Here is a 15,199-nt window from a genome sequence, read left to right as displayed (position 1 = left end):
CGGAGGGCGTGGGTAGAAATATGATATTTCGGACCTGCTGGCAAGTTACCAGCAAGTCGCCCTCCTTGCGGAGGGCGTGGATAGAAATACGCACAAAAGAAGGTGCAAATGGGGATGAAACGGTCGCCCTCCTCACGGAGGGCGTAGATAGAAATTTGTAGGCCACGCCTTGCAAAATCGGCTGTTCTCGTCGCCCTCCTCACGGAGGGCGTAGATAGAAATAGCAATAGACCCCCTGCCCAGTGGGCAGGGGGTGTCGCCCTCCTCACGGAGGGCGTGGATAGAAATGATGTTGTCCACGTCCCAGTTCTGTGTTCTGATCGTGTCGCCCTCCTCGCGGAGGGCGTGGATAGAAATTTGGAGGACGACGATTTTTTGCTTTTGGACCGCGTCGCCCTCCTCGCGGAGGGCGTGGATAGAAATTTGAGAATCTGATAATCGGTATCAATGTCCGACAGTCGCCCTCCTCGCGGAGGGCGTGGATAGAAATTGTTGAGCTGCCCGCTGAAGCCTGATAAGCTGACGTCGCCCTCCTCGCGGAGGGCGTGGATAGAAATAATCGGGGGGATTCCAGCATACTCATAATGCGGTTGTCGCCCTCCTCGCGGAGGGCGTGGATAGAAATTTGTCCAGCTTGGCTGCATAAGCCAGAGCCTTGCAGGTCGCCCTCCTCGCGGAGGGCGTGGATAGAAATTCCTGTTGAAAATCCGCAGATGAAGCTGTACGCCGTCGCCCTCCTCACGGAGGGCGTGGATAGAAATTTCGACGATCTGCGCACCGAGATCAAGCGCCAGGGGTCGCCCTCCTCACGGAGGGCGTGGATAGAAATGTACCATTCGATTCTGAAGTGCGGAACGCTGGGCGGGTCGCCCTCCTCACGGAGGGCGTGGATAGAAATACGCCGAGGTCTACGATCTGGCTGAACACCCCCGCGTCGCCCTCCTCACGGAGGGCGTGGATAGAAATGTCGATGTGATGGCCTACGCCATGGCCCACTCCAAGTCGCCCTCCTCGCGGAGGGCGTGGATAGAAATACTCCTGTGCAACGACGGCCGCAGCAAACCTCGCACGTCGCCCTCCTCACGGAGGGCGTGGATAGAAATAGGAGGACGAAATTATGAAAATGGTGAACGCAAAGGTCGCCCTCCTCGCGGAGGGCGTGGATAGAAATTTCTAACCTTATTGCGTTTCCCAGGCTTGAAGAAGGTCGCCCTCCTCGCGGAGGGCGTGGATAGAAATGAGCGGAACTATTCGGAATGCACCCGCCTGGGCAGTCGCCCTCCTCGCGGAGGGCGTGGATAGAAATACCTCATTGCGATGGAGAGACAGCCGATGGAAATGTCGCCCTCCTCGCGGAGGGCGTGGATAGAAATACGAAACGACAAAGGGAAAGACTGGCATTCCTGCAGTCGCCCTCCTCGCGGAGGGCGTGGATAGAAATGTCCTTGTAGTCCATCAGGCCTCAACCTCCTGCGGTCGCCCTCCTCGCGGAGGGCGTGGATAGAAATGGTAATCATATTGGGAATCCGAACCCTTAAAACGGTCGCCCTCCTCGCGGAGGGCGTGGATAGAAATATGAGCTGGGACGACAACACGTTCATTCAGACCTAGTCGCCCTCCTCGCGGAGGGCGTGGATAGAAATTGCCACCTGCCGCCAGTGGTGGGGATGGGTCAGGGTCGCCCTCCTCGCGGAGGGCGTGGATAGAAATTTCAAGCGGTTTTCGGACACGGCAGACACGATGGGTCGCCCTCCTCGCGGAGGGCGTGGATAGAAATGCATGGACGACGCATCGGACGTATTGTACCGGGCGTCGCCCTCCTCGCGGAGGGCGTGGATAGAAATTCTTGACGAAGGCCGGGCCAGCCCAGCCGCAGTCCGTCGCCCTCCTCGCGGAGGGCGTGGATAGAAATTCTTGACGAAGGCCGGGCCAGCCCAGCCGCAGTCCGTCGCCCTCCTCGCGGAGGGCGTGGATAGAAATCATTGTGCCTTTGACGTAGGACTTGGCGATGGCAGTCGCCCTCCTCGCGGAGGGCGTGGATAGAAATCTCCCCCGCGTTGCTCTTGGGGCCCATCGTTGATGGTCGCCCTCCTCGCGGAGGGCGTGGATAGAAATCAGACGGCCTGCCGCGTCCTATGGCGCGTCGGGTGTCGCCCTCCTCGCGGAGGGCGTGGATAGAAATAGACGAGGCCGAAATGAAGCGCCAGATCCAGCGGGTCGCCCTCCTCGCGGAGGGCGTGGATAGAAATCGCGTAATCGTGGGCGGCGTCTCTCCTGCCGTCCCGTCGCCCTCCTCGCGGAGGGCGTGGATAGAAATTCATCAAGGAACGGCCTCATGGATTCAAAGGCAACGTCGCCCTCCTCGCGGAGGGCGTGGATAGAAATAGCTGAGGGAGGCCCAGTTCCTTTGTTGTGGGATCGTCGCCCTCCTCGCGGAGGGCGTGGATAGAAATGGCTCCATCCTGAAGCAGCAGCGTTGCAAGCGCGGGTCGCCCTCCTCGCGGAGGGCATGGATAGAAATGACAAGGACAACTGGACGGCGGGCGGTGCGCAGTGTCGCCCTCCTCACGGAGGGCGTGGATAGAAATATCAGCTCCGGGTCGTCCAGCTTTGGGTACTGGAGGTCGCCCTCCTCGCGGAGGGCGTGGATAGAAATTTTCTGGATGGAGGTCAAGCCTTCCAGCCGCTTGGTCGCCCTCCTCGCGGAGGGCGTGGATAGAAATTCCTTGCCCCAGCTAACAGCGTATTCTGCCCTGCATCCCGGCATCGCCAACCTTTCCCCCATTGGCCTCATCGTGCGCGGTACAAAACAAAAGCAAAAGGCGGCATGACCCGTTGTATGGGCCACACCGCCTTTTGCTTCAAGGCTCGTTTGCCTGCAGTACACAGGCACAATACCCCGGTTCGGGCTGATAGCAGTGGATGGTCAGGTATTTGTCCACCTCCGGGCTGTAATCGTGGAGGGTATGCTTCGTACCGTTCAGCGCCACATCTGCATAGGACACCAGCCACTTTTTGTCCCCATTGGGGAACACCTTGTAAAACGAGCGATTCAGCATTTCCTCCACCGGCACACCTTCGATATTGGCCATTTCCGCATTGCAATAGCGGAAGATGAAATCCACGCCGCGTCCGTCCTCATTGAAGACCAGTTCGATGACACAGAACGCCAGCGGCATATCGTCCAGCAGGCTGCATTTTTCCAGCAGGCTCATGCTCATGGGGCGAGGCTTCGTGTCGGACAGCCCGATCTCCATGCGCAGGCGGCGGTGGCTGCTCAGGCCGCGCTTACGTCCCTGAAACGTGCGGCCGTCCGACATGGTATAAACACCATCGTTGCCGATGTTTACGATCTGGCTGCGGTTCACTGCGATTCCCTTGCTGATGTTCAGGAACTGATCTTCCGGCAGAACAGACAGGACGCCGTGCATCGGCGCATACAGCGCAGCTTCCACGCCGTCCATGCGGTGAAGGACCGTTTTCCGGTCGCTGCGGTAAAGATATAAAATGTTTTCCGGGCAGAGATCGTGTTTTTGCATCCATCTATTCAGGTCGCTCATTGCAGTGCTCCTTTGTCAGTTGATGACTTTAGTATAACATACTGCCGTGCGGCCGACAAGGAGGATTCGTAAAAAACGCAGCTCAATGGAGCTTTCAACAATAATCCGAGGCATTTTTTGTTAAAACTCACGTTTTTGCGTGTCTCGCATAGAAGCTATTGACTTTTCAGCATTCTTTTCGTATGATGAACACAGAACACCGAATGGTTTTCACCATAAAGCGCATACGCATAAAGCAAAAAGCATAACAGGAGGTTTCACGTCATGAAACTGACACGCCGGGAATTTCTGAACATTTCCACTGCGGCTGCGGTGGTCTGCGCAGCTACACTTTTGCCCGTAGAGAAAGCCGCCGCAGCACAGCAGACGATGGCGGCGCAGGAACTTCTGGAACAGGCGTATCTGTACGCCTTTCCACTGGTTCTGATGGATGCGACCCGAAAGGTTTCAACCAACACAGAAACACCGAACGATACCCGTGCGCCGATCAACCAGTTCATCCATGCGAAAAAGCTGGCAGACGCCGCATCTCGCGCAGTCGTCACGCCGAATGTGGATACCATCTATACGCAGGCATTTCTCGATGTCAGCGCAGAACCGATGCTTTACGGTGTACCGCAGACGGACCGATTTTTCAATGTACAGGTGCTGGATGCGTGGACAAATACCGTTACAGTGCTGGAAGCACCGGGCCTTTACGCGATCACCCGCTCGGACTGGCAGGGCAAACTGCCGGAAGGGGTGCAGCGGATCAATGTGCCGACCAATATGGTCTGGACCATTGCCCGCATCGTGCTCTCCGGGCAGGAAGATCTGCCCAACGTCCGGGCCATTCAGGATAGGATGCAGTTGATGCCGCTGTCGGCATACCAGATTGACAGTTGGACTGCCCCTGCCGGAAAATACGACCCAGCCTATAATTTTGTGCCGGTGCAGCATGTCCTCGCAATGTGTGCAGAGGATTTCTTTACCACTGCCAACCACCTGATGGAAGCAAATCCACCTTCAGAAGCGGATGCACCGATGCTTCAGAAGCTCGCTGCGCTCCATGTCGGCCCCAACGAGACCTTTGAGAAAAAGGCTCTTGGTTTCGCCGGAACACTGCGGTGGAAGCTTATGCTGCTTCAGCTGAAGGACAAGCTGAAAACTGAAGCAGAGAACTACGCGCAGCAAATGGGTCAGTGGATTTATTACGGTGACCCGATCGGAGATTTTGGCACCGCATACACCTACCGTGCAATGGTGGCTCTGATGGGACTTGGTGCCAACACGACCGACATTGCCATCTACCCTAAAACAGATGTGGACAGCACCGGCACAGTCCTGACCGGCAAAAAGACCTATACGCTGCATATCGAGGCAGATCCTCCCACACTGGAAAAGGGCTTCTGGTCGGTGACCGCCTACGGGGAGAACGATTTCCTCATTGAAAACCCCATTGACCGCTACTGCGTCAACGACCGCTCCGGTCTGCACCGTAATCCGGACGGCTCGATCGATATCACCCTTTCCAAAGAGGCACCGGCGGACACGACCAACTGGCTGCCGGTAGGAGAGGGAGATTTCCACCTCTTCCTTCGTATCTATAAACCGGATGCCGCCGCACTGACAGACTGGCAGCCGCCGGTCGTCCGCACAAACTGATCCGTAATAAGGAGGAACCTGCTATGAAAATGACCCGTCGGAATTTTATTTCAGCTTCGGCTGCTACAATGCTGGCGTGCGGAGTATCCTTGTCTGCACATGCAGCCGGAAGCGAAGCCGAAAATAATAGCCTGAACTTTATCGCTGATTTCTTCAGCGACCCTTCAAAGCCGGGGACGACGCAGGATGCGACGAGCTGTACCGCAGAAAAAAATGCGGAGTGGTACAGCAAACTGGATTTTTCCGACCGGCAGGAATTTGACAATGCAATGCGCGGCCTGCTGGACGATCAGGAAGGCAGGGTCATTTACAACGATGACGGAACAACGGCGTGGGATCTGCAAAGCTATGGCGATCTGGATTGCGATGCGCCGGATACGGTCAACCCCAGCCTGTGGCGGAATACCCAACTCAACGCCAAAGCCGGTCTGTTTGAAGTATGTGACGGCATCTATCAGGTGCGCGGCTTTGATATGGCCAATGCGACCTTCATCCGCACCAACCACGGCTGGATCATTTTTGATGTCCTGATGTGCAAAGAAAATATGCAGGCAGCAAAAGCGTTGATGGAAAACCGGTTCGGACCGCTGGATGTCAAAGCTGTGCTGTACAGTCATAGCCATGTGGATCACTTTGGCGGCGCAGAGGGTGCGATCGACCGGAACGATGTAGCGGACCCCAGCCTTTCCATTGACAAACAGCTTGCCTCGGGCAAAACGGTCATCCTTGCACCGGAAGGATTTTTGAAACACGCCATCAGCGAAAACGTCTATGCCGGCATCGCAATGGCCCGGCGTGCGCAGTATCAGTATGGTACAGTGCTGGAAAAAGGAGAGAAAGGAGCACTCTCCATCGGCATCGGCATGGGACAGTCTACCGGTACGGTGACCCTCATCGCTCCTACCTACGAGATCGGGGAAGATGTTCCAAAGCTGACCATCGACGGGCTGGAGATCGAATTCCAGCTGACCCCCGGCACCGAAGCCCCTGCCGAAATGAACGCCTATTTCCCGAAGTACCGTGCCCTCTGGATGGCCGAAAACTGCACCGGCACCCTGCACAACCTCTACACCCTGCGTGGCGCACAGGTGCGGGATGCCAACGATTGGGCGAAGTACATCATCGAGGCTGACCAGCGCTTCTGTGACAAGACCGATGTGGTGTTCCAGAGCCACAACTGGCCGCACTGGGGCGAGGAGATCCACGAGTATCTGTTGAACACGGCTGCGATCTACAAGTTCATCCACGACCAGACCCTGCACTATATGAACATGGGGTACACCTCCAACGAGATCGCCGCCATGATCTCGTTGCCGGATGCGCTCGAAAAAGTCTGGTATACCCGCCAGTATTACGGCACGCTGCCGCATAACGCCAAAGCCATCTACCAGAAATATCTGGGCTGGTACGATGCGAACCCGGTCAATCTGGACCCGCTCCCGCCCAGCGAAACAGCAAAAAAGATGGTGGAGTATCTCGGCAGTACGGAAGCCGTTCTGCTTCGGGCAAAAAAGGACTACAACAAGGGCGAGTATCAGTGGGTGGCGCAGATCACAAAGGAGCTGGTCTTTGCAGATCCATCCAACCAGAAGGCGCGCAACCTGTGCGCCGATGCGCTGGAGCAGTTGGGTTATCAGGCAGAGTCCGGTGCGTGGCGCAATGCGTATCTGATGGGCGCAGCGGAACTGCGGAACGGCAATCTGTCCGGGCGTGCCCGCATGGCGAATGGTCTCACCAACAGTATGCGCGCAATGACGGTCTCCATGCTGTTGGACTATATCGCCATCCTGACCGATGCCAACGCTGCGCAGAACGATGACCTGACCTTGAATTTAACCGTAACGGATGAGAACGAGCAGTTCTATGTCACCCGCAAGAACGGCGTGCTGCTGACCTATCCGGGCGAGAACCGCCCGGATGCGCAGGCTTCCGTCACCTGCAAGCGTCTGCAGCTCTTTGCCTTGATGACAGGTCAGCAGGCCGGTCAGGTACAGATCAGCGGCGATGCCACCGTTCTGAAGCGCCTGCTGGCGTACGCCTCCAAGTTCGAGAAGACTTTCAATGTAATCGAACCGTAAAAACTGACTGCAAATAACAAACACAGCCCCGCTTTGGTGAAGAAGGATCCAAAGCGGGGCTGTGCTTTTATGAAGGAGAAATGAAGGGAATATCAGGTTACAGATTCAGTTCAAACTGTTCCACCGTAACAGTTGCTTTGCCATCGGCAGCAAAGGTGATGCCATCGGCAGACTGGGGGGTGTAGATCCATGCGGTCATGGTCTGCTCGCCATCGTTGGCGAAAACTTCGATGCTGTTTTTATCCAGCAGGATGCGGAGTTTCAGGGCTCCGTTCTGGCTGCGGACCTTGCAGCTGCGGCGGTGTACGATGTCGGCACGGGAACCGGCATAGCTGCGGTCCAGCGTCAGCTCGGAGGTGTAGGGGTCGTAGGTCAGGCTGGTGTGATGGTCTGCATCGGCGGCCAGCTTCAGGGTGAAGGAACGGTATTCGCCGGGCTGCACCGTAACGGTCAGGTCGGCCACACGACCCTGGATGCCTTCCAGAGAAGTTTCGCTTTGCACCGTCACATTTTCGTGGAAGGTGCGCTTGCCGTGAACTGCATCCAGTTCACGCACCGGGGTCTGAACAATGCGCCCGTCCTTGATGTGCAGTTCGCGCGGGCAGATGGTCTGCCCGAACCACTTGCAGCCCTTGGGCTTATCCTCGGTGTCCGACCAGGTCTGCAGCCATGCGGTCATGATGCGGCGGCCATCCGGGGCAAGGGTGGTCTGGGTAGCGTAGAAGTCGATGCCGCCGTCCATCAGCTGCACGTTTTCCTTGGTGAAGGTGTGGGTGGCTTCGTCATAGCTGCCGATGAAGGCAATCACGTTGTGACCGTTGTGGAACTCGCCCTTGGGCAGCATCTCCATGGGCCCCAGCATCAGGACCTGCTTGCCGTCCAGCGGGAAGAAGTCCGGGCACTCCCACATTTTGCCGTACTGATTGTTGCAGCGTTCCAGCACCGTTACAAAGTGCCAGTCGAAGCCGTCCTTGCTCTGGAACAGTGCCGCTGCGCCGCTGCCATCCTCGGCAAGGCAGACGGTGACGACGGAGTAGGTGCCGTCGGCCTCACGCCAGATCTTGGGGTCCCGGAAGTCGAACTTACTGAAGCCTTCCGGCAGGTCTTTCTGGGTCAGCACCGGGTTGCAGGCAGGCTTTTCGTAGTTGAGGCCGTCACCGATGGCAATGCTCTGGGTCTGGATGTCCCGCATCTCCCCATTGGGCTGCTTTTCTGACACCACGCTGGTGTACATCAACAGCTGCTTGCCGTCATCCATCTCGGTGGCAGAGCCGGAGAAGCAGCCGGGGCCGTTATCCGCCGGGGAATCCGGGGCAAGTGCGCAGGGCAGATACTCCCAGTGCAGCAGGTCGGTGCTGACCGCGTGACCCCAGTGCATGGGCGCCCACCGCACATCGTAGGGGTTATACTGATAGAACTGGTGATACTTCCCTTTATAATAAGAGAAGCCGTTGGGGTCGTTCAGCCAGCCCACATAGGGGGTCATGTGGTAGGCAGGGCGTTCCGCCGGGGAAATGGCAGCGCCGTGCTCGGCCTCGTAGGCACGGGCTTTTTGTAAAGTTAAATCGTTCATGGAATCCTCCAAAGGAAAGAATTCTTATGCGTAGTAAGCATCCAGATATTTCTGCATAATGCCCAGATAGTCGGACAGGCCGTAGTCTTCCAGCTTGCTCAGATATTCGTTCCACTCTGCATCCGTAGTGCCGTTCATGATCCAGTCAGCCTTCTGCGTATTCATGTAGGTCTGCAGATCTGCCTGCAGGTTCGAGACCTGCTCGGTGTCCTCATTGCTCATAAAGACATTGGGATAGACATAATCGTTGTTCATATCCGGGGTGTAGATATCCTTGATCCAGTCCAGACGGTACTGTGCATCGTCCGGGCAGGTAACGTATACACCATAGTAATCATCCAGAACCGCCAGAGGCCCGCCGACACACTGCGCCTCACGGACTTCCACGGGAGAAGCATCGCCCAGAGGAGCGTGCTTCAGCATGGGCTCGCCCTTATCGTTGGTGGACAGTTCAAAAATGTTAAAGCCTTCCTCGTCGCCGTAAGTACCCCAGTTGTTCTGCGGAGACTGGAGGGGCGCGTACATCTGATCCAGCCATGCACAAACCAGTGCAGGATTCGCTGCCTTTGCGGTGACAACGCACTTGCCGCGGCCAAAGCCGCTGGTGAAAGAACCGTTCTGCGGAGTGATATTGCGGGTATCGGCGGTCAGGGCAGGCAGCGGCTCCCAGTCGGTCAGGTTGTCAATGTTGGCAACATCCCAGCTGAAGCAGACACCATAGCGGCCAGCCTTGCCCTTGGAAACATAGGTGGACCACTCCTGCGTGAAGCACTCCGGGTCAATGAGCTTCTCGGCATACAGCTTGTGCAGCCAGTCCAGACCATCGCGGTAGCCCTGCTGGGTGGCGGCACAGATGACTTTCCGGTCGTTGGTAACGGCAATATGGCGGTCTTTGTCTGCATCGCCGTAGCCTTCGCCAAAGCCATTGATGAGGATGCTGGGGTCCTGATCGCCGTTGTTGACGATGCAGGACATGGGGATGATGTCGCCGTCAATGCCATACTCTGCCTTGAGAGAAGCGGCGTTATCACGGAATGCCATCAGCACCTGTTCAAACTCGTCCACTGTGGTAGGCATCGACAGACCGAGGAAGTTCAGCCACTTGGTATTGATGAAGCTCATGTTGCCAATGGTCTGGATGGCGGTCTTTTCTGCGCCGAGCTGCTCGATCCAGGGCAGTGCCCAGATGTGGCCCTCGATGTCGGTGCACATGGTGCGGTACTCCGGGTACAGCTCAAAGACCTTCTGGAGATTCGGCATATTGTTGTCAATGTAGTCTTCCAGATTGAGGATGACACCCTGATCTGCGTAGCGCAGCAGATTGCTGTCGGTAAAATCAGCAGTAAAAACAAAATCCGTCAGGGTGTTGGGGTTGGACATATTCAGGGTGATCTTATCGCTCCACTGGTCGGACTGGATGGCGGTCCAGTCGATGTGCACATTGGTCTGCTCTTCCAGACGCTTGAAGATGGTGCGGTTGTTCGGCTCGGATTCGCTGCCCACAGGGAAGCTGGTCATACCGGTAAAGGTGACCTTTTCGGACAGCGGAAATTCAACGGCACCGGTCGTGTCCACAGCTGCGGCAGCAGAATTGCTGCTGCCGGTGGATTTGCCGCCGCCGCAGGCAGACAGAGCAGCGGCAGAACCCGCCAGAGCGCAGACCTTGAGGAAGTTGCGGCGAGAGATCAGCTTTTTCATGGTATTTTCTCCTTTTTCATGTTTCTTTTTTCGTGTGACAGATGAGCGTACCGGCTCATAAAATTCTGAAATATCCTCAGCCTTTAATGGAACCAGCCATGATGCCGGCATCAAAATACTTCTGGAAGAAGGGATACATCACCAGCAGCGGCAGACTGGAAATAATAATGGTTGCATATTTGAGCAGCTCTGCCATCTTCGCACGTTCGGCAGTACTTTGGATATCTGCGATCATGCCGGATTCCGGCTGGCTCTGGATCAGGATGGAACGCAGCACCAGCTGCAGCGGCTGCTTCGATGCGCTGTTCAGGTAGATCATGGCGTCAAAGTAGCTGTTCCACATTGCCACGAACTGCCACAGAGCCAGAACTGCCACCACCGGCATACAGACGGGCAGCAGGATCTTGAAGAAGTAAAGCATCTCGCTGGCTCCATCCACATCCGAAGCTTCACGCAGCTCACGCGGGATGCCCTGATAATAGGTACGGGCAATGATCATGTTCCACACGCTGAATGCTCCCGGCAGAATGACCGCCCACATGGAATCCAGCAGACCCAGATTGTTGATGAGCAGGTAGGTGGGGATCAGACCGCCGCTGAAAAACATCGTGATCACAAACAAGGTGTTGAAGATCGTTTTGCCTTTGAAGTCCGGCAGCGACATGGGATAAGCGGCAAGCATCGTCACAGCTACCGAGATGATGGTGAAGATGATCGAGTAAAGGATTGCGTTCCTGAAGCCGACCCAGATCTGCTTGTCCGAAACGACACGCTGGTAAGCATCCAGACTCCACTTGCTGAAATCAAAGGAGATGCCCTTGTTTTGCAGAGTGACCGGGTCCATAAAGGACGCGATGACGATGTAGATCATCGGAACGATGATCGCCAGCAGGAACAAGCCCAGAAGTGCGTAGCCGCAGTACAGGATGATCTTATCTTGTCTGGTGTAGAGGGCCATTTTTGATTTTTTCTGTTTTGCCATGGTAAACCCCTCCTTACAAGCCCTTGCCATCGTTCATTTTGGCAACGATCTTGTTCACTGCGATCAGCAGGATGACGTTGACAACGGTGTTGAACAGACCGACTGCCGTGGAAAAGCTGTAATCGCCGTCCAACAGGCCCTTTTTATAAACATACGTTGCAATGATCTCGGCAGTGTTCAGGTTCAGGTCCGTTTGCAGGGCATAGGCTTTTTCAAAACCGATGCTCATGATGTTGCCTGCCTGCAGGATGAACTGAATCACGACCATATCCTTAATGGCGGGCCACTCCACCGTCATGATCTGCTGGATCAGGTTTGCGCCGTCGATCATCGCAGCTTCCTTCAGATCTTTGCTGGCGTTAGAAAGGGATGCGGTGTACATGATGGATGCCCAGCCGGCACCCTGCCAGATGCCGCTGATGATGTAGATGGGGCGGAATGCTTCCGGCAGCGTCATGAAGTTGATGCTGGTGTGAAGCAGGCCGTTCACCGGGCCGGTGACACTCAGCAACACTCGGACGATGCCGCACAGCACGATGACCGAGATGAAGTTGGGCATATACAGCACCAGCTGCACCTTCTGCTTGATCTTCTTGCTCTCGATACGGTTGAGCAGGAATGCCAGCAGGATGGGGATCGGGAAGCCCCACAGCAGACCGTAGACGCTCAGCTTCAAGGTGTTGATCAGATAACGCTGGAAGTCCGGCGAGGACATGAAGCGGGTAAAGTTTTTGAAGCCTACCCACTCGCTGCCCCAGATGCCCCTGAAGGGATTGTACTTCTGGAATGCGATCAGTACACCGCCCATGGGAGCGTACTTGAACACCAGCGTCAGCGCCACGGCAGGCAGCAGGAACAGCAGGTAAAGCTGCCAATGCCGTTTGATGTAGACCCATGTGTTGTGCAGCTTGCGTTCTGCTGTCAGCACAGCCGTTTCCGGCGAGGCCGTCTTTGCTTTCATGAATCATTCTCCTCCTTTTGATTTGTGTTTTACATTTGCACCTTTGAATTTTACGTTTTTCATTTCGGTTGTGCAAATGTAAACTTTCTTAATTCATTTATACCACTCAAGCAAGCGAATGTCAACGATAATTTATGGTATATATCAACAATTACTGTGGATTCGTACAGATGCACAAATCCGAACGTGCGCAAATATGCAAAATGATGATTTGCATTTTTGCATTTGACTAATTTGTGCATTTGCACTATACTGGAGTCATAAAGAATAAGATCCGTCACCAGACTTTATCGATAAAAGAAAGAGCATCCGCCTCTATATTATAAAGAAAGAGGATGACTTATGGCAACCAAGGTCACCATTCAAGATATTGCAAACGAACTGCAGCTTTCCCGCAACACAGTTTCAAAGGCCATCAACAACACCGGTGTGCTGGCAGATGCCACACGGGAGAAGATTCTGCGCAAAGCCGCCGAAATGGGCTATAAGCAGTTTGCCTATCTGCCGCTGTTTCAGGAAGACGCTGCAAAAGCAGCAGGGCCTTCCATTCTGCCGAGTGACAAACGGGAGATCGCCATGCTGACGACCCAGTTTCTGAGCAGCTCTCACTTTTCCTCCATGATGCTGGATCGTTTCCAGTCGGAAATCGACCATCTGCACAGCGGCATGACCATTCATCGCATTTCGCCCATCGAGCTGAAAGAGAAAAAACTTCCATCTTCTCTCAACATCCAGCGCACAGCCGGCATCATCTGCTTTGAAGTGTTCGACTATGACTACGCACAGATGCTGTGCGATCTGGATGTTCCGCTGCTGTTTGTAGACACCCCTGTGATGGAGATGCGTCCTCCTCTTAAAGCCGACCGCCTTTATATGGAAAACCGCATTGAGATCCAGAATGCGGTGGCCCACATGGTCCAGCGCGGCAAAAAACGCATCAGCTTTGCGGGGGATAAAAACCACTGTCAGTCCTTCTTTGAGCGCTATATGGCTTATAAGGATGCAATGGAGTACCTTGGTCTGACAGAAGGCCTGAGCACCTGTGCGATGCCATCTGGACAGCAGAACTATCCGGTAACCCTGTACGAAACCATCCGTCGGTTCAAAACGATGCCGGAGGCCTTTGTCTGCGCCAATGACTTTGTTGCCATGGATCTGGTCAAGGCATTGAATGAGCTGGGGTATTCGGTTCCCGATGATATCTGGGTCTGCGGCTTCGATGACAGTCAGGAGGCTTCCTACTTTGCCCCCCGTCTGACTTCGATCCATATCCATGAACAGATCATGGGCTACACCGCTGCCAATCTGCTTATGACCCGCATCGAAGAGCCATCGCTGAACTATCGCACCGTCTATACGGAAACCAACCTGATCCTGCGCGAATCCACAGGAGATTGAGCGAAAGGAGAACCCCCATGCGTGACCTGTGCAATACGGACAAGCCGCTGTTTGCTGTGCTGACGAAATTGACTTATAGTGCTTACCTGAACATCTTATGGCTCGTGTGCAGCCTGCCCATCGTTACCATAGGGGCTTCTACGACCGCATTGTTCTACGTCACGCTCAAAATGGCGGAAGATCGGGACGATGGTCTGACCCGGATGTTTTTTAAGGCGTTCCGGGAAAATTTTAAGCCTGCCACAAAACTCTGGCTTATCCTGCTGGCAGTCGGCAGTTTCCTGGCTGTGGATGGCTTTGTGCTGCGCCGAATGTGGAGCGAAAACATTTTCTGGACACTGCTCACTGCAACGCTTATTGGTGCGGCAGTTCTGTACGGCATCGTTCTGCTGTATGCGTTTCCTCTGCTGGCACGGTTTGAAAACACCACCTTCGGCATCCTGAAAACAGCGTTTCTCGTGGGTGTCCGGTATCTGTTTTGCACCCTGCTGATGGCGGCGATCTATGGCATCATGGGGTACGTCATAGTGTTTGTGTTCACGCCTGCATTCCTGCTGGGCATGGGCTTCTGCGCCATGCTCTGCTCCTTTCTGATGCTTCGGATCCTCTATCTGATCGGTGGAGACCCGGATGCAGTATACGAGGAATACGACCATGACAAAAACTGACCGGGATACGCTCCGCTCTCTCCATGGGCGTAAAAAGTGGGAGCACATCTGGGCATATTACAAGCTGCCCATTGCGATCGCGCTCATCGTCGTCTATATCCTTGGCTATGCAGCCTACCGTCATGTGACGAAAAAAGAGGATGTGCTTTACCTTGGTCTGGTAAATATCACTGCCGGGTCTGATCTGACGGAACAGCTTACCACCGGCTTTGCCGAGGCGCAGGGTCTGACCAAAAAGCAACAGGTCGATCTGCTGTCCGGCTTGCTGCTCAGCGAAAGCGAACACGCAGAGGAGCAGTATGTATATGCTTCAGAGATGAAGCTGCTGGGTGCAGTCAGTGCCCAGCGGTTAGATGTTGTTCTGATGGACGAATATGCACGGGATCGACTGTTGGCAGATGAGTATTTTCTCGATCTGCGGACACTGGATGCGTCTTTCCATGCCCTGTCGGGTCTGAACGCCGGTGGGACCGTGCTGGATATTTCGGACACGCCGTTTGTCAGACAGGCAGGTTTTTCTGGCAGGGTCTATCTTGGGGTAGTGCAGAATGCACCGCACCCGGAGCGTGCAGCCGCTTACATTCATTATCTGTTCCAGCGGTGATCGTTGGGTTTTAACTTATAGGATAAAAATAAG

Annotated in this window: 10 protein-coding genes and 1 CRISPR repeat array (1 of these 11 running past the window's edge); of the genes, 5 read left to right on the top strand and 5 right to left on the bottom strand. The window is 55.0% G+C overall.

Translation table 11 applies throughout. The features are described from left to right. Positions 1-2,723: a CRISPR direct-repeat array (repeat unit 20 nt; unit sequence CGGAGGGCGTGGATAGAAAT); it reaches 2,572 nt to the left of the window's first position. Between the two features lie 138 nt (positions 2,724-2,861). Then, positions 2,862-3,560 carry a LytTR family transcriptional regulator DNA-binding domain-containing protein gene (locus tag J3350_RS06065; protein ID WP_207686039.1) on the bottom strand — a complete coding sequence of 233 codons (699 nt, stop codon included), beginning with the start codon at positions 3,558-3,560 and terminating at the stop codon, positions 2,862-2,864. Between the two features lie 264 nt (positions 3,561-3,824). On the opposite strand from J3350_RS06065, the gene J3350_RS06060 reads away from it, so the two are divergent. Next, positions 3,825-5,204 (top strand): DUF1254 domain-containing protein, encoded by a 1,380-nt coding sequence (locus J3350_RS06060; protein WP_242700164.1) that lies wholly within the window; start codon positions 3,825-3,827, stop codon positions 5,202-5,204. 23 nt (positions 5,205-5,227) lie between these two features. After that, positions 5,228-7,282 carry an alkyl/aryl-sulfatase gene (locus J3350_RS06055; protein ID WP_242700163.1) on the top strand — a complete coding sequence of 685 codons (2,055 nt, stop codon included), beginning with the start codon at positions 5,228-5,230 and terminating at the stop codon, positions 7,280-7,282. Positions 7,283-7,379: 97 nt separating this feature from the next. On the opposite strand, the gene J3350_RS06050 is transcribed toward J3350_RS06055, so the two are convergent. The 4 genes from J3350_RS06050 to J3350_RS06035 form a co-directional block, all read right to left on the bottom strand. Further along, on the bottom strand, positions 7,380-8,855 hold the full coding sequence (locus J3350_RS06050) for a glycoside hydrolase family 32 protein (RefSeq protein ID WP_207686038.1): 1,476 nt from the start codon (positions 8,853-8,855) through the stop codon (positions 7,380-7,382). A 24-nt stretch (positions 8,856-8,879) separates the two neighbouring features. Next, positions 8,880-10,553 carry an extracellular solute-binding protein gene (locus tag J3350_RS06045; RefSeq protein ID WP_207686037.1) on the bottom strand — a complete coding sequence of 558 codons (1,674 nt, stop codon included), beginning with the start codon at positions 10,551-10,553 and terminating at the stop codon, positions 8,880-8,882. Between the two features lie 76 nt (positions 10,554-10,629). Further along, complete coding sequence (locus J3350_RS06040) at positions 10,630-11,565, bottom strand: carbohydrate ABC transporter permease (protein WP_097793575.1); 936 nt, start codon at positions 11,563-11,565, stop codon at positions 10,630-10,632. Beyond that, positions 11,549-12,496: a sugar ABC transporter permease gene (locus tag J3350_RS06035; RefSeq protein WP_207686036.1), complete on the bottom strand. Its 948-nt coding sequence runs from the start codon at positions 12,494-12,496 to the stop codon at positions 11,549-11,551. Before J3350_RS06035 ends, J3350_RS06040 begins: the two co-directional genes overlap by 17 nt. 342 nt (positions 12,497-12,838) lie before the next feature. On the opposite strand from J3350_RS06035, the gene J3350_RS06030 reads away from it, so the two are divergent. From J3350_RS06030 to J3350_RS06020, 3 genes are read left to right on the top strand one after another with little or no spacing between them, the layout of a single operon-like run. Next, a complete protein-coding gene (locus tag J3350_RS06030; RefSeq protein ID WP_207686035.1) occupies positions 12,839-13,894 on the top strand; it encodes a LacI family DNA-binding transcriptional regulator in 1,056 nt (351 codons plus the stop codon). Positions 13,895-13,911: 17 nt separating this feature from the next. Beyond that, positions 13,912-14,562 carry a YesL family protein gene (locus J3350_RS06025; protein WP_207686034.1) on the top strand — a complete coding sequence of 217 codons (651 nt, stop codon included), beginning with the start codon at positions 13,912-13,914 and terminating at the stop codon, positions 14,560-14,562. Next, complete coding sequence (locus tag J3350_RS06020) at positions 14,549-15,166, top strand: hypothetical protein (RefSeq protein ID WP_207686033.1); 618 nt, start codon at positions 14,549-14,551, stop codon at positions 15,164-15,166. Before J3350_RS06025 ends, J3350_RS06020 begins: the two co-directional genes overlap by 14 nt. Positions 15,167-15,199 lie beyond the last annotated feature (33 nt).

It is taken from the genome of Faecalibacterium sp. Marseille-Q3530 (assembly GCF_017377625.1).
Lineage (GTDB): Bacteria > Bacillota > Clostridia > Oscillospirales > Ruminococcaceae > Faecalibacterium > Faecalibacterium prausnitzii_E.
This window is presented reverse-complemented; position numbering and strand designations above follow the sequence as displayed.